Origin of the sequence: Rickettsia felis URRWXCal2 (assembly GCA_000012145.1) — a bacterium.
Taxonomy (GTDB): Bacteria; Pseudomonadota; Alphaproteobacteria; order Rickettsiales; family Rickettsiaceae; genus Rickettsia; species Rickettsia felis.
Genome location: CP000053.1, coordinates 1380080 through 1396253 on the forward strand (window position 1 = coordinate 1380080; position 16174 = coordinate 1396253).

Consider the following 16174-nt stretch of genomic DNA (forward strand, 5'->3'; position numbering starts at 1 on the left):
ACGTAACCTATAAAAAACACAAAAAATTTTTTAAGTAAAAAATTTAATTTATTTTAGGAGAATGAATAATGTTAAATAATACACAATTTTTAGATTTAATGAAATCCTATATGAATCCGGAATTTTATATGAGTTCTATGAAAAATATCCCTAGTGTAGATCTTTCATCTATCACAAATACAATGCAAAGAGCTATGAATATTCTTTTAACAACTAATCAAATTGCTACAGAAAGCATGCAATCTTTGCTTAAGAAAAATTCCGAGATTATACAAAATAATGTTAATACTATTTTGAATACTACTAAAGAAGCAGCAAATTCTAAAGATTTCAAACAAGCTAGTGAATGTCATCAAAAATGTTTAAAATCTATTTATGAAACATCTATGGATAATGCTAAGGAATTAGCAAGTATTGCTTATGAGTCTTCAAACAAAATATTAGAAGCTGCAAATAAGCATATTGCCAAGAATGTTCATCATGCTTCTAATAATATGCAAAATATGGCAGAACAAGTACAAAAAAAACTTTAATAAGAAATCTGCGTAATTTTTAACTATTTTTTTATGTCATTCCTGCGAAAGCAGGAATCCATAATAAAGCGAGATAAATCGAGCTTTTAATTTCAGAAATTTGCTGTATTTATACTTTTTTCTGGATTCCCGCTTTCGCGGGAATGACATAAAGGAGCCATATGGCTGCTCGCAATGACGGCTCGGTATCGCACACAATAACGGCTTTCCCCTCAATTACTCGCTTTTCTGTTTAACCAATTTTGTAAATAAGACTCTGCTAGTTCCCGATCTTCTATAATAATTACATTTTCAGCATTACGTTTATCAGCAGCAGCCGTGAAATTAAACGAGCCTGTTATTACTTTCTTTCTATCGATAATGATAACTTTATTATGAGCGATTCCCGGTACTTTATCTATGCCCACATCAATTTTTGCTCGTTGTAATTCATGCAATTTAGAAAATTTTTGCTTAAGATTACTACGATCAAGCAATATTCTAACTTTTACTCCTCGCATCTGTGCATTAATAAGTGCAGTAGTAATCAGTGCATCGCTCATACCGTATGCTTGCATATAAATAGATTCTTCAGCTCTATCTATCTGATTTGCTATAAACTTAGTACAACCGGCAGGAGGAGTAAAACATGTACTAACTTTACTTCTTAAAAGCTCTGAAATATTGTAATGCTTTATTTTCGGTGCAGATGAAGCTAATGATTTTTGATTTATTAGATTAGTAAAATAATCCGGATTCTGTCCATAAATACCTAAAGCAACTCCTAAGATAAAGGCAATAGATATTTCTATAAATTTATTATTTTTTCTCTTCATAACTTATTTATATTTTAGGCGTTGTTTGCAAATCGTCATTGCGAGGAAATTACAAAGTAATTAACGAAGCAATCTCAGGAGTATTATTTCATGAGATTGCCACGCAGCCTACGGCTGCTCGCAATGACGAAATACGCCATAACACCTATCTTTTTACATAACTGCCCGGGGCTTCTTCAATAGTCTCTAGATTCTGATAATCTAAAGAATCTATTAGCTTATTATCATTATTTTTTATAAGCCAATCAAGCCAATAGTTCCACCATGAGCCTTCATATTCCGTAGCTTTCATAAGCCACTCATGACTACTTAAACTTAAGTCGTCATTAAGCCGATAATTATATTTAGCAATCTCAGGAGGATTAACTACACCTGCTACATGCCCTGAATCCGTGAGACAAAAAATCTTATGTCCGTTTAATAATTTTACTCCATCATATATTGAACGCCATGGAGCTATATGATCTTCTTTTGCGGCTACGAAAAAAGTGTTGCAATCAACTTTTCCAAGATCTATTTTTGTTTCGAGTACCTCTAAATTATTAGACTCTTTTAGCAAGTTATTACAATATGTATTTTGTAAATATTCCTCATACATTTTTGCCGGCAAGTTAGTAGAATCCGCATTCCAATATAGCAAATCAAAAGGCATAGGTTTTTTACCAAGCAAATAATTATTGACAAAAAACGTCCAAATTAGATCATTTGCCCTTAGCACACTAAAACTATTTGATAAATATTGTCCGTCAAAATAGCCCTTTAGCTTTATATCTTCTTTAATGTAATTAATCGTAGCTTCATTAAAAAATATTCCAAGCTCACCCGGGTGAGTATAATCAAGCAAAGTAGTAAAGAAAGTGCTACTGTGAACAGAGTCTATTTTTTTTACTTTAAAGTAGGCGATAATTATAGCAAGGAACGTACCACCCATGCAATAGCCGACAAAATCAATTTTTTTAAAACCAAGATTTCTAACATACTCAAAAGGGGCTAAAATACCGTCTTTTAAGTAATCCTCGAAGCCTTTTTCCGATAGAGAGATATCAGGATTAACCCATGAAATAAGAAAAACTTGAAAATTATTTTCTACTAAGAAAGATATTAAAGAATTATGCGGAGATAAATCGAGTATATAATATTTATTTATACAGGGCGGAATAATAAATATCGGAATCTTATGAACTTTCTCTTTCGGTTCATAGCATATTAATTGCATTAAATCATTTTGGAATATAACTTTTCCTTTTGTTGCCGCAATATTTTGACCGAGTTTAAAGGCGGATTTATCGGTAGTTTTAATATTTAATATATCACCAGAGCTTTTTATATCTCTTAAGAAATTTTCTAATCCCTGTACTAGATTTTGACCGCCGCTTTCTAACGTCTCACGTAAAACCTTAGGATTACAAAAAGCAAAATTTGAAGGTGAAAAAGCATCAATAAAATGTTTAGTTACAAACTCTAAATGTTGCTTGAGATCATTTGACAGCTCATACTGTTCTATATTCTTCTTAAGCCACTCACTAGATAATAAATAATATTGTTTAACAAAGTCAAAATAAGCATTATCCTCCCATGAAGAATCTTTAAATCTTTTATCTCGATTATCCGGAGAAAATACAGCTTTTGCCGGACTACCGACAAATTTTGCAAAGCTATTCGTTGTAAGCTCTCTTAACTTATCAATATATTCAATATTAAGCTGACAAAATTTTTCTGGATTTGCCCAAAATTGTTCTACCATTAAAGAAGCTATAATCCTGTTTTTATCACTATCAATTAGGCTCCTAGGTATCATACTCCCCCTACCTTGCATGAAATGCAAAATAAGCTCTTGATATTTATCGGCTATTTCTTTGAAATTATTAATTATCGTCTCGTGCGGGATGTTATACATGTTTAGTTCCAAGATGTTTCTAAAAAATTAACAATTAATATAAATAGTAAACGAAGTTTAATTTGGAAAAGAGCAAGGCGTTTCACATTTTTTGACCGCAGCGTACATATTAGTACGTGAGGATCAAAAAATATGAAACAACGACGCCAATTTTTCAAATTAAACGAGTATACTCTTGGTAAATGAAGAGTTGGTATACGAAGCTCAATTTGGAAAAGAGCAAGGAGTCTGTAAGCCGAGGAGCGGAGCGTATAATAAACGTTCAGCATCCGAGGTCTTACAAAGACGACGTAGCCAATTTTTCAAATTCAGCGAGTATATACTTTATATCTTTAAACCATCCCACATACTATCAACCTTGTCGATAACTTCCTGACTCATTTCTATTTTTTTACCCCATTTTCTATTTGTCTCAGGGTATATTTTATCGGTTGCATCTATTCCCATTTTACTACCAAGCCCTGAATCAGGTGATGCAAAATCTAAATAATCTATAGGAGAATTATCTATAAAGCTCGTATCACGCCTTGGATCGCTTCTTGTTGCTATTGCCCAAATTACTTCTTGCCAATTACGAACATCAATATCATCATCTACAACTATAATAAACTTACTATACATAAATTGCCGTAAGTACGACCAAATCCCAAGCATTATTCTTTTAGCATGACCGGGATAAGATTTTTTAATCGATACTACCGCAATTCTATATGAACAACCTTCAGGTGGAAGCCAAAAATCGACTATTTCCGGAAATTGCTGCTGCAAGATAGGAATAAAGATTTCATTTAATGCTTCACCTAAGATTGACGGCTCATCAGGCGGTTTTCCGGTATAGGTACTTAAATATACTGGATTTTTCTTCATCGTTATTGCAGTTACGGTAAAGACCGGAAACTCCTCAACATCATTATAATATCCGGTATGATCCCCAAAAGGGCCTTCAGGTAAATATTCCTCTAAACTTACATAACCTTCTAGCACTATTTCACTATGTGCAGGTACTTTTAAGTCAATAGTTTTGCATTGCACCAGCTCTATTTTTTCATTACCGAGTAAACCTGCAAAATTATACTCCGAGATATTCTCAGGTATCGGCGTAACCGCTGCCAAAGTTACCGCGGGATTTGCCCCAATAACGATAGCGGCGGGAAACGGCTCTTTTTTTGCTTCTTTCCAACGTTTATGATGCTCTGCTCCGCCCCGTAACTTTAACCAACGCATTAATAATTTATTTTCCGAAATAACCTGCATTCTATATATGCCAAGGTTGTAATTATCCACCTTATCTTTTGTTGGACCTTTAGTAACTACTATACCCCAAGTAATTAAAGGTGAAATATCATCAGGCCAACATTTTTGAATCGGTAATATATTGATATTCGGTTTATCAACAACGACTTCATGACAAGCTGCTTTTGATATAGTTTTAGGAGACATAGCAAAAATACGCTTTGCTAGCGGTAACATCGACAATGTTTCTTTAAAAGATGCGGGAGGTTGTGGCTGCTTAAGAAATGCTAGTAAAACGCCAAGTTCTCTTAATTCTTTGGGTGACTTAAGTTTAAGTCCCATACAAATACGATTTATACTAGCATAAAGATTAGTTAGAACAGGTATATCGGATTTAGTGCCGTCGGCTTTTATAACATTTTCAAAAAGTAATGCAGGTCCGCCTTGTGCTAATACTCTTCTACTAATTTCAGTAATTTCTAGGTCAGTTTTAACTGGGGTAGAAATACGCTTTAGCTCACCGTTTTTTTCTAAAAATTTTAAAAACTCCGGTAAATCTTTAAAGCTCATAGTTCTATTTTTTTGTTTATAATGCGTGGCTTATTTTATCGTCATTGCGAGCGACTGCAAGGAGCGTGGCAATCTCAGGATGCTTGACAAGATTGCCACGTCGCTTCGCTCCTCGCAATGACGGTGCGGGGTGACAGCTCCCTACTTACTAAAATTAGCTTTTACCTGCATATCATTCTGAATAATTGTGTAGTTAATTAGCTCGTCAATTACAGAATTTTTAATATTATATATTATATTTTTTTCTGAATTGATATGAATATTTTTAGCTGTTAATTCATCTATACTTCTAGATTTAATATATGCAAAATATACTTCATCACCTACTTGGAATATAGGTGTATTACTTCCTATTTTAGTATTAAAAATTGATAATAATATCTCTGGAGTTAATGTTAGATCATTTTCCATTTCCGCTCTAATATAGCTTTTTTTGCTTATTTTTATTCCTGCTGCTTTAAGCTCTTTTATGTTCTCTTGATCTGAATTATATTCCTTTGCTAAATCCTTGATAATTTTTAAGTTTACATCAGCGATATTCTGCTTTATCCAAACTTTATTTACCTGCTCTTTAATAGCGTCAAATTCAGGTATTTTTGCCGGCTGAATCGACTTTAATTCTACCAATATAAGATAACTTTTATCTTCTGCTTCTATAGGATAAGATAATTCTCCTTCCGAAAGTTCAAAAATACTATCAACATTTTCGGCAATTATTTTATCTTCAATAAGCTCTGCATAACTTATATAGTTAACGTTTTGTATCGGTAGCTTATATTTTTCGGCAATTTCAACTAAGCTAGAACCGGCTGCCGTCTCATCTTCCAGTTTTTTAGCAAACTCCATATTAAGTATGTCGATTTTTTGAGCCTTTAATAAATCATGTAATTGTTTCTGTACTGCTTCAAAACTTTGATCACCGAATTCATCTTTATTTTCATTATAAAATTCTAACAACTCATCTTGAGTAATTGAGACTTTTAAATCCTTAATATTAGCTTTAATATAAGAAAAGCTGCGTTTCTCAGGTACCTCAAACACGGTTTTATTATCTTGGTAAAAAACCTTTAATTGCTGGTCGGTAGGGGTAGAGATTTGTAAATCTTTCGGTTTATTTTGTAAATCTATCTGCACTAATTCTACTTCTCTTTTTTCAGCCATATAATCTACTATATTGTCAGTCATAGCTTTAGGAACATAGAAACTTTCTACAAAACTACCGACAAAAATATTTTTTAGAGCTTTTTCTTTGAAGTTTAATAAATATTTTTCTTCATCCATATAAGAATTTCTAAAATAAGTTTTAAAAATTTTTATATCGAAAATACCTTGCTCATTTTTAAAAACCGGTGATTCTTTGACTAAAATTTTAACTGTATCATCACTTAGATCTAAGTCGTAATAGCCAACTAAATAATCTAAAACATTATCGTAAACAAGCCTTTTTAGAATTCGGTTATCAATATTTAACTGTGCTATTTCTTCATCCGTTAAACTTGTTCCTGTTTGCTTACTTATAGCATTAATTTCTAAAGATTTCGCTCTCAAAAAATCTTCTTGGGAGATATTTTTCACATGAGAAAAAGTAACAATATCGCCGCTTCTTCTTCCGTTTAATACATCTTTAAAACCAAAGCCGACAAAAGCAAAAGCTATCATTGCGAATAAAACTCGCATTATAAAACTATCGGCGGTTTTTCTAATATTATCTAACATAATTTTTTATTTAAATTTTATCGTCATTGCGAGGAGCGAAGCGACGCGGTAATCTCAAGATGTTTGACGAGATTGCCACGCAGCCTATGGCTGCTCGCAATGACGGCTCTCAAGACTACATTATAAAGCAAAAAAGCCTATATAGTCAAACTATATAGGCTTTTATATTGTTTTTGTAGATGTTCGATGTCATTTCTGCGTGATTTGGCTTTCCGTCATTGCGAGGAAAGGCGAAGCCTTGACGTGGCAACCTCAGGAGTTCGTTATTATTTCATGAGATTGCCACGCAGCCTATGGCTGCTCGCAATGACGAGCTAGAGTATATTAGAAGTTTACACGAACTTTTACACTACCTTGCTGAGCGAAATACTTACTTCCGATATTTGTATCGTAGTTAATACCGTATTCCATCATTTTGTGCTTAGCAGTAACACCGACGCCGACATCAAAGCTTGTTTTGCTTTGCTTAAAGCTGTTGGTAAAGGAGCAGTCATACCTTGTAATCTTGCATCAATCGCCGGAACTTTATTCTTGAATGCATAATCAACCATTGCGTAAAGCTCAGGTGTTAGCACTACTTCTTCATTGACATTGATATTACTTGATACTTTACCGCCGAGTAAACCATCGAAGCTATTATAGTTCTTGCCTTTAACTATAAGGTTTTGGTTAGTAGTCAGTTTCCTTATAGCCCTTATCTTTGATAGCCGAATATCTAAGCCCTGCAAGCGGTGTTAAGTTAATATTCTCAGGCATCATATAGGTATAACCAGCCATTAACTGACCTGTATAGCTTTCAGATTTATACTTACCGCTTGCGGTTTGATAGCCGACAGTCTCTAGTGCCGTTGCAATAACACGTCTTGATTTGCTTTTTATCCTATTATCCGAGTAAGATGCTATAGCTTCAACGAAAAGATTTTCATAAGGTACATTATATAAACCGTATACGGAATAGATGTTACTCTCTACCTTATTCTTATCGCCCGTCTTATTATTTTTCAGCTTAATATCGGTATCGGCTCTTGTATATGCAAGCCCGAGTGCTAAATCATCGTTAACTAAGCCGTCAAAACCTATAGTGCCACCGGTTGTATCAGACTTATAACCGCTTATATTGTTACGCATCTTCTGCGTTGCATTACCGACAAACGGACTTATCCATGCACCAAACTTAGCATCTCTGTCCTCATCACCGGCAGCTACGGCAGCCGGGCTGTATTGCATCCATTCTAGCATTTAGATTAATTAAGCTACTTGAGATATTACTTAGTATAACTTGATTATTAATAGCAGCTATAGTATCGCTAGGTTTTACAACATCTTGTATAAGGTGAGTTACAGCATCTGCTTCTTGTTGCGGCGTCATAAAGCCGAAATTATTGAAAGCTTGACGTACATCCGAACCGTTTGGAGCATCTTCCATTAACTCAAGCGATTTCTTTATATTTGCAGCATTCGGGATATTTGCAAGCGGTCCGCCTGGTTCAAAATCTTCATCTATAACATCTTCAGCTATATCTTCAGCAAATAACGTTAAAGTCGATGCATCAAAAGTAAAGTCAACAAAACGGTTATCATTGTTAATAGTTATTTTAACATTCTCTTCGGGAGTAGGCTTTAAACCGCCTTCCGTTTCTGCAGATATTACCGTATATTTTGTATCCGGGCTTATATTATTAATGTCAAAATTAGTAGCAGTAACAACAAGTGCTAAAGTTGAAACCCCTGATAAATCAAGAGTACTACCTGATTTAATTAAGATATTACCGCCTGACTTAGCTGCTCCGTCAAAAGTAGTATTTAAGGTTAGCGTATCAGTAAAGCTACCGGTGCCGGTATATGTTACTTGGCTTGCACCTAAAGTAAGTGTAGTACCGCTACCTGTTATATTACTATTAAAGGCTAGGCTATTACCGAAATTAATAGTAGCATTGTTAGCTGCAAAGCTGGTAGCCGTTACGTTTTTAGCAAAATTAGTGATAGAAGCTTTAGCTAAAGTAACTGCACCGGTGTTAGTAAATATATCGGCAAAACTTGTAGTATCGCCGAGCGTCGCCGCACCTTTTGCATTAACACTGCTTGCAAAGTTTGTTGTGCCTGCCGTTGTGATATCACCAACCGAATTAGCCGCAGTCCCTACAACACCGCTAACACTACCGCCATTCGTGAAGTTTAACTTCAGAGCCTGACCGCCGGTTTTATTTATGCTGCCTGTTAAGTTAAAGTTTGCAGGTAATGTTTAAGAGTGCAGTACCGTTACCTTGGATTTCGGTGATACTAGTATTACCGCCTTTGGTTATGCTTACAGTCCCGGCACCTACTTTTAACATAGCGAGATTCGTAATAGGTCCATTAATAATACTTGCACCAGTTGCAATGATTGTACCGTTAACACCGCCGGTACTTGTAACACTATCGGTGATATTTTTATTTGCACCAAGTGTTATAACTGCTGCTTGATTATTGAAATCTACATTACCTTTAATATTACCGTTTTGAGTTAAAGCAGTAGCAACACCGAATGATAAATTAGAATTAATATCCTTATTATAGGTAATTGCCGGCACTAATAATTCTAAATCGTTAGCAAATATCTCAGTATCTATTTGGAATGTTCCGTTTCCTCTAAATTCTAATTCTTTTAATTTATTTACTGCAGTACCGTAAGTAGCATTTCCGACACTTGCAAGAATTACTTTCCCGCCCGCAGCTCCTGAATCTACAGCAAGCTTACCTTTACTTGGAGCTAGTGGATCAAGTACAGCATTTAATGTTATCGTACCGTTACCGGCTGCACTATTTTGTAATACTAAAGTTGCATCTTCAAGAGCAAAATTAATATTCTGACCGTTGGCTAAAATTCCTACATTACCGCCATTTGCATCAATCGTATAAGAACCGGCAGCGGCAGGAATCGCTCCACCTGTAGGCCCTACGCCTGCAGCACCGTTATTTATTACATTAATTTGATTAGTAATACCACCTACATCAACAAAGTTTGTAACATTTAGGATATTAAATACAGGAACATTTGTAGCATCTATATTATTCAATGCTACATTACCTAAAACACTTAATGATGCTAATTCATTTCCTGCCGTACCTATTGTTTTAGCTCCAACGTCACCTTGTACGGTCATAAGTTTTGTTGGACTCAAAAGAATTAACTCACCACCACCGTTAGCAAGACCGGGTAAATGATTTTTAAGAGTGATAACTCTATCATCTGTAGACTAACGTTAGCTAAGAAAAGACGTGAAGCTGCTCCTTTAAAACTAATCGCCTGAGCGTCTAATATATCAACATCAGCGTTCTTAGCATTTATTACAAAAATCTTATTATTTTGAATGTTAATTTGTGCAACTGTGCCTATACTAACATCATTTGCAATCACTGTACCAGCAGCATTAATATTAAGTGTAGCATTATTACCGTTTGCTATAGTTCCGATTAAGTTATAATTCTTACCGGCAGGACCGTTAAACTCTAAATTACTCGCAGCTCCAAAATCTATATTATTCGCAGCTAGGCTTCCTCCGGCTCGTAATGTTATTCCTGCTCCTATATTCACTGTTGCGAAGAGTTCTGTACCACCTATACTACCTGTTACCGTACTATCACCGGTAAATGTTACTACTGACGCATTATCCGTTAAGTTTATTGCATTCGCTTTTACTACTCCGCCTTGTATTTGCAGCAAACCTGCTCCTACGCTTACCTCTGCTAATACTGCCGTGTTACCTATATTATCGGTTACCGTACTTGCTCCGGTAAAGATTACCACACCTTTATTGGCATTACCGGTATTATCTATTGCTCCGGTTACTACTACAGGATTCGTAAATATTAATACTGACGCATCATCTGTTAACTTAGTCGTAGTAGCTTTAATAACCGCTCCATCCAAGGTAGCCACACCTGCTCCTATATTTATCGTGGCTAATGAATTTGTATTACCTATATTCCCGGTTACTTGACTCAATGCTCCATTTAGATTTACGACACCTACATTATCACCGCCTGTGGTGTTATCAACAGCACCTGTTAATACTGCATTTGTAAGTGTTAATACCGACGCTGCATTCGTTAACTTAGTCGTAGTGGCTTTAATAACCGCTCCCCCTAACGTAGCCGTACCTGCTCCTACACTTATTGTCGCTAATGAATTTGTATTACCTATATTTCCAGTTACTTGACTCAACGCTCCGTTTAAATTTAAGACACCTACATCATCACCGCCTGTGGTGTTATCAACAGCACCTGTTAATACTGCATTTGCATTTGTAAGTGTTAATACCGACGCTGCATTTGTTAACTTAGTCGTAGTGGCTTTAATAACTGCCCCTCCAAGAGAAAGCGTACTTGCTCCAATGCTTATTTGAGCTGCCGGATTAGTATTACCTATTGTTCCGTTAATGGCAGCATCTGTATTGTCAGTTATTATACCTCCTCCATCTATATTTCCTGCAAGCGTTATTGGTCCTAATACATCTGGATCTGAAGCAATAGTCAAACCGGCATTCGCTCCACCTAGAGTTATATTACCTAAAGCAGTATATGTATTATTAGCAGCAGCTTGTCCACCTTGGAATAACAACGCAGGATTTGCACCGTAGGCTGCAGTACCGGTACCTGTTAAAGTTAAGGTTAAACCATCATCAATATTAACTGCAAGTTTATTAGCTCCTCCCGTATCTACCACTGAACCTAATGAAATATCACCAGTTACTGAAAAAAGACCTGCTGCAAAATTATTTAAATCTAATGCACGAACACTTACGTCAGCATCAGTAACCGTAAAAGCACCGGTATATTGTAAAGTAGAACCCGCTACAAAAGCACCGGCTCCAGGACCTATATTTGTTCCGGCTGCAAGCTCTGCACCATCAGCAGTTACGGTTCTTGCAGCACCAAGGACTCCACTACCGGTTAGCATTATCGCTGCGGTTGAGGTGGTGAATAAAGCAGTTTTAAGACCTTTTTGAATTGCTTTTTGAAATAATTTTAGAGAAGATATTCGCCATATATACCTTAATAAAAATTAAATAACTTAGTAATTGTTACAATTTTAATACAATTTTTTTAATATGTCTATTATAATTAATAATTATATATAATACTTTACAAATTTAGTATGAATATGTGGCATTTGCATTCTGCAGGGGCGGTAGCTTTGTTGTATGGCTCGTTTTTTCGTCATTGCGAGAAGAATTACATAGTAATTCGACGAAGCAATCCAGTTAAAAATTCTGATTTACAGAATTTTTTTATTATTTTTTCTAGATTGCCACGTCGCTTCGCTCCTCGCAAGGCATTGTTGTGTAGACCGGTAAATGCTCTTTATGTCATTCCTGCGAAAGCAGGAATCCAGAAAAAAAGTATAAATACATAAAATTTTTGAAATTAAAAGCTCAATTTATCTCGCTTTATGCTGGATTCCTGCTTTCGCAGGAATGACATCGGTATCCACGCGGGGATGACATCGAGATTTTTTAAAAAATGTCCGGTACTATAGGTCAAGCCACGGAATGACAGGAAGGGAATCGCTCCACGCAGGCAACGCCCGCTCACAATGACTATTTAGTATCCGTATTCTCCTAACACCTTAATAACATCATCATACATATAACTTTCATAAGCACCGGCTTCGAGTAATAATTTTGTAGCTACGGTACAATTATTACTCTTTGCTAAGCCTAAAGGATTTAAGCCCGATTTATCACGATAATTAATATCCGTAGTGTGTTCAATCAAAAACTGGATTAATTCTTCACCGCAATTAGCTTTTATAGCATGATGTAAGCCGCTACGTCCTAATTGGTCTTTATACTGGGCATCAACACCCTTACTATATAAAGTTTCTACTAACTCCAAATCATCAGCATATATTGCTTTTTGTAAAAGCTTTTGTCCTAAAGCTTTATCAAATCCTGCATTATCTTTAATCAAAACTTTTACTAGTTTCGAGAGATTTATATTCTTATCGTAAATTTGAGCTACTTTTTCTAGAAGAGTTTGCTGCCCCGTGTTTTTACCGACTAGCGTATGATTTACTAGATACTCTATTAATTTCATATCTTCAGAATCAATAGCAAGTTCAAAAATCTTATAACCGAGTTCGCTTTTAATATCAAATTTAGCACCTTTGATAATTAATGCTTTTACTGATGAAATGTTCTTCGATTCTACGGCTAACTCTAAAGGGGTTTTATTATTATGATTTTTATCATGAAAAAACCGTACTATTTCTCCACGCCCCATTGCTTCTGCCCAATCATGTAAAGTATATCCATATTTATCGTACTTTTGAAATTCCGTATTTTCATATAAATATTCTACCATTTCTACATTATCGATTTTTATTGCTAAATGAATAGCAGACCAACCATACATGTTAGGAGCAATTTTTCCTCCCATCTGAACTAAGAATTTTACTGTTTCTAAATCATTGCCAAGTATTGCTAGCTCCAAAGGAGTTCTGCATTTAGCATCTGTAGCATTAATATTTTTTTCATTACATAAAGCTTTTACTAACTTTAGTTCTTTAGCTCCTACCGCTATATGTAAATCCGACCATTTATTATCTCTTATAGCCATCGGGTTTACTTTCGCTATCTTAGCTTTTAAAGCTTTAAGACGTGATATTATATAATCTTTAGGGGCAATTTTTGTATATGAGGTATAGTAATTTGGGTGTCTAGTGACAGTATTAAAGGTAGTCATTGAATTATTTCCATTATTTAATATATTGCGGCGGCAATTATTAAAATATATTAATAATAATGTCAATGATAAATGTAAGCCGAGCCGTCATTGCGAGGAAAATTACGGAGTAATTGACGAAGCAATCTCAGGAATTTTATACTACTTCATGAGATTGCAGCAAAGCTTCGCTCCGGCGTTGTTGCATGGCTCATTTTATGTCATTCCCGCGCAGGCGGGAATCCAGAGAAAAAGTATAAATACAGCAAATTTTTAAAATTAAAAGCTCGATTTATCTCGCTTTATGCTGGATTTCCGCCTGCGCGGGAATGACATAGCCGAATTTGCAACAATTTTCGATCCATGCAACAAGACTCTTCGCTCCTCGCAATGACGGTTCAGGCAATACCTGCTCGCAATGACGAAAAACCACTCCTACCTCTCGGGCAATAATATCTCTCTTTTACCTGTATGATTCGGCGGTGAGACTATTCCCTCTTTCTCCATCTTCTCAACCAAATTAGCAGCTTTGTTATAGCCGATTCTAAGCGACCTTTGGATATAGCTAATAGAGGATTTACGTTCGTCACGCACTATCTGCACGGCTTTTTTGTAAAGCACTTCATCAGATGTGCCGTCACCGATATCAATGCTACTATCGTCTTCTTCAGGCTGCTCGGTAACGGCAGAGATATATTCAGGCGTACCGGTCTCTTTCAAATACTCCGTAATTTTTTCGATTTCTGCTTCATTAACAAACGGTCCGTGTACCCTACTTATCTTTGAAGTGTTCCCCATAAATAGCATATCACCCATACCTAGTAACTGCTCGGAGCCTTGTTCGCCTAAAATCGTTCGGCTATCGATTTTAGAGGTAACTTTAAAGCTAATACGGCTTGGAAAATTGGCTTTAATGACACCGGTAATAACGTCTACAGAAGGCCTTTGAGTTGCCATAATAATATGGATGCCCGCCGCTCTTGCCATCTGAGCAAGCCTTTGAATCAGCATCTCGATATCCTTACCGGCAACTAGCATTAAATCAGCCATCTCATCGACAATAACCACTATGTAAGGTAGCTTTTCCATATTCATCGTAACGGTTTCGTAAATAGGCTTACCTGTTTCAGGGTCAAAACCCGTTTGAATCGAACGCTCAATTACCCTATTCTCTTTAACCGCTTCTAAGATTTTTGCATTGTAACCCGCAATATTCTTAACGCCGATATTACTCATCATTCTATAACGGTTTTCCATTTCCTTAACCGCCCATTTAAGAGCAACTACCGCTTTAGAAGGCTCGGTTACCACAGGAGTTAGCAAATGCGGTATTCCGTCATAAGCCGATAATTCAAGCATTTTCGGGTCAATCATGATAAAGCGGCATTCTTCGGGAGTATAGCGGTATAAGAGCGACACAATCATCGCATTAATCCCAACCGATTTACCTGAGCCTGTAGTTCCTGCTACGAGCAAGTGAGGCATCTTAGCAAGGTCAGCAATCAGCGGCTTACCGGCTAAATCTTTACCCAAGACTAACGGCAATAAGGTTGATTTGTCTTGGTATTCGGGAGTCTCTATCAACTCCTTTAAACAAAAGAATTCTCGTTGTTTATTAGGAAGCTCAATGCCAAGCACATTTTTCCCAGGTATGACTGCTATCCTTGTCGATAGAGCCGAAAGCGAGCGTGCTATATCGTCGGATAATCCTACTACCCTTGATGTTTTCGTACCTGCTGCCGGCTCAAATTCATATTGAGTTACAACAGGTCCTTGATTGATATTAATTATATGCCCTTTAACTCCAAAATCATTCAGCACGGTTAACAGCTCCTCGGCTTTTTGCTTAAGCTCTGAGGAAGAAGCCCCTTTTACATTATGGTTTTCAGGATCACGTAATAACGAAATAGGCGGCAATTCTGCTATTTCACTTTGAGATATTTTAGGAACTGCTGGGGGTTTGCTAAAGAATTTTATAGGATTTGCAGGTACGGGTTTTGCTTCTTCAGTGAATTTTACTTTTTCACTTACAGGCTTTTGGTAAGAAGAAGTTATATTTATCTTATCATTGTTTTTAGTAGGGAATAATCTTACTGAAGATAATTGTGAAAATATATTATGTAAAAAAGATTGTACCCGATAGATTAAAAATTTACCTAGCTTAATAATAAAATTACTTAAAGAAGTAAATTTAATTTCAAGTAAAACAACTAATATAATAAAGGTAAAAAATATTAATAATAAGTATAGTTGATTTGTAAATCGCTCAAAAAAATTAGAAGCTATTATTCCAACAGCTCCGCCTGCATTTGCAGGTATGAATTCTAGCTTAATCTTAGATAATAATGTGCTACTGCTAATGAGAGCAAGCAACATTACAAATATACGGATAAATGAGCCGCGATATCTTCCATACCAACAATTTCTACTCCAAACAAAGCAAGCAAGCGGTATGATAAAAGCAGCCAGCCCAAAAAATTGATATAAAAAATCCGATAAATAGGAGCCAAAAACTCCGACTAAATTACTAGGATACTCTGTTGTAACCGAATTAAAAGACGGATCGTCTATATTATATGACGTGAGAACAGTAACAATAGCAAACCCGATTATCCCTAAGATAACGGCTTGTACTTTATTGTTTGAAAGAATTTTATTTATGTAATATAGCATAGTGTTTATATAACTAATTTACTAAAATGATA

The 16174-nt window shown here is 35.7% G+C and carries 12 protein-coding genes and 3 pseudogenes; 2 read left to right on the forward strand and 13 right to left on the reverse strand.

Features of this window, described 5'->3' with window-relative positions; genetic code table 11:
• The first annotated feature begins 68 nt into the window (after positions 1 to 68).
• A pseudogene (locus RF_RS06865) lies at positions 69 to 549 on the forward strand (phasin family protein).
• Between the two features lie 196 nt (positions 550 to 745).
• Here the strand turns inward: RF_RS06865 and pld are convergent.
• The 8 genes and pseudogenes from pld to RF_RS12100 form a co-directional block, all read right to left on the reverse strand.
• The gene (pld, locus tag RF_RS06870; protein WP_011271597.1) at positions 746 to 1348 is read right to left on the reverse strand and encodes a phospholipase D; all 603 of its coding nucleotides are present in this window, start codon (positions 1346 to 1348) and stop codon (positions 746 to 748) included.
• A 145-nt stretch (positions 1349 to 1493) separates the two neighbouring features.
• Complete coding sequence (locus tag RF_RS06875; RefSeq protein ID WP_011271598.1) at positions 1494 to 3245, reverse strand: PHA/PHB synthase family protein; 1752 nt, start codon at positions 3243 to 3245, stop codon at positions 1494 to 1496.
• 324 nt (positions 3246 to 3569) lie between these two features.
• Positions 3570 to 5048 carry a UbiD family decarboxylase gene (locus RF_RS06880; RefSeq protein WP_011271599.1) on the reverse strand — a complete coding sequence of 493 codons (1479 nt, stop codon included), beginning with the start codon at positions 5046 to 5048 and terminating at the stop codon, positions 3570 to 3572.
• Between the two features lie 141 nt (positions 5049 to 5189).
• Positions 5190 to 6764 carry a SurA N-terminal domain-containing protein gene (locus RF_RS06885; RefSeq protein WP_011271600.1) on the reverse strand — a complete coding sequence of 525 codons (1575 nt, stop codon included), beginning with the start codon at positions 6762 to 6764 and terminating at the stop codon, positions 5190 to 5192.
• Between the two features lie 324 nt (positions 6765 to 7088).
• The gene (locus tag RF_RS12085) at positions 7089 to 7268 is read right to left on the reverse strand and encodes an autotransporter outer membrane beta-barrel domain-containing protein (protein WP_486598759.1); all 180 of its coding nucleotides are present in this window, start codon (positions 7266 to 7268) and stop codon (positions 7089 to 7091) included.
• Positions 7269 to 7297: 29 nt separating this feature from the next.
• A pseudogene (locus RF_RS12090) lies at positions 7298 to 7492 on the reverse strand (autotransporter outer membrane beta-barrel domain-containing protein); the annotation flags it as partial.
• Positions 7434 to 7991: an autotransporter outer membrane beta-barrel domain-containing protein gene (locus tag RF_RS12095; RefSeq protein ID WP_486598752.1), complete on the reverse strand. Its 558-nt coding sequence runs from the start codon at positions 7989 to 7991 to the stop codon at positions 7434 to 7436. The gene RF_RS12095 and the pseudogene RF_RS12090, both read right to left, overlap by 59 nt.
• The gene (locus RF_RS12100; protein WP_486598753.1) at positions 7957 to 8190 is read right to left on the reverse strand and encodes a hypothetical protein; all 234 of its coding nucleotides are present in this window, start codon (positions 8188 to 8190) and stop codon (positions 7957 to 7959) included. Before RF_RS12100 ends, RF_RS12095 begins: the two co-directional genes overlap by 35 nt.
• A gap of 154 nt (positions 8191 to 8344) precedes the next feature.
• On the opposite strand from RF_RS12100, the gene RF_RS12105 reads away from it, so the two are divergent.
• Entirely contained in the window at positions 8345 to 8956 is a 612-nt protein-coding gene (locus tag RF_RS12105) for a hypothetical protein (RefSeq protein ID WP_486598754.1), read from the forward strand.
• 30 nt (positions 8957 to 8986) lie between these two features.
• Here the strand turns inward: RF_RS12105 and RF_RS12110 are convergent, their stop codons facing one another.
• From RF_RS12110 to RF_RS06905, 5 genes and pseudogenes are all read right to left on the reverse strand, one after another.
• Entirely contained in the window at positions 8987 to 9925 is a 939-nt protein-coding gene (locus tag RF_RS12110; protein WP_486598755.1) for a S8/S53 family peptidase, read from the reverse strand.
• A 5-nt stretch (positions 9926 to 9930) separates the two neighbouring features.
• Entirely contained in the window at positions 9931 to 11703 is a 1773-nt protein-coding gene (locus tag RF_RS12115; protein ID WP_011271605.1) for a beta strand repeat-containing protein, read from the reverse strand.
• A gap of 644 nt (positions 11704 to 12347) precedes the next feature.
• Positions 12348 to 13028: an ankyrin repeat domain-containing protein gene (locus RF_RS11705; RefSeq protein ID WP_318248860.1), complete on the reverse strand. Its 681-nt coding sequence runs from the start codon at positions 13026 to 13028 to the stop codon at positions 12348 to 12350.
• Positions 13011 to 13364: pseudogene (locus RF_RS11710) on the reverse strand (ankyrin repeat domain-containing protein); the annotation flags it as partial. The gene RF_RS11705 and the pseudogene RF_RS11710, both read right to left, overlap by 18 nt.
• Positions 13365 to 13904: 540 nt before the next feature.
• Complete coding sequence (locus RF_RS06905; RefSeq protein WP_011271607.1) at positions 13905 to 16142, reverse strand: DNA translocase FtsK; 2238 nt, start codon at positions 16140 to 16142, stop codon at positions 13905 to 13907.
• Between the last annotated feature and the right edge of the window lie 32 nt (positions 16143 to 16174).

Coding starts and splice junctions, on each gene's coding strand:
- pld (WP_011271597.1), bottom strand. CDS start 1,348: ATGAAGAGAAAAAATAATAAATTTATAGAAATATCTATTGCCTTTATC.
- RF_RS06875 (WP_011271598.1), bottom strand. CDS start 3,245: ATGTATAACATCCCGCACGAGACGATAATTAATAATTTCAAAGAAATA.
- RF_RS06880 (WP_011271599.1), bottom strand. CDS start 5,048: ATGAGCTTTAAAGATTTACCGGAGTTTTTAAAATTTTTAGAAAAAAAC.
- RF_RS06885 (WP_011271600.1), bottom strand. CDS start 6,764: ATGTTAGATAATATTAGAAAAACCGCCGATAGTTTTATAATGCGAGTT.
- RF_RS12095 (WP_486598752.1), bottom strand. CDS start 7,991: ATGCAATACAGCCCGGCTGCCGTAGCTGCCGGTGATGAGGACAGAGAT.
- RF_RS12100 (WP_486598753.1), bottom strand. CDS start 8,190: ATGGAAGATGCTCCAAACGGTTCGGATGTACGTCAAGCTTTCAATAAT.
- RF_RS12115 (WP_011271605.1), bottom strand. CDS start 11,703: ATGCTAACCGGTAGTGGAGTCCTTGGTGCTGCAAGAACCGTAACTGCT.
- RF_RS11705 (WP_318248860.1), bottom strand. CDS start 13,028: ATGGGGCGTGGAGAAATAGTACGGTTTTTTCATGATAAAAATCATAAT.
- RF_RS06905 (WP_011271607.1), bottom strand. CDS start 16,142: ATGCTATATTACATAAATAAAATTCTTTCAAACAATAAAGTACAAGCC.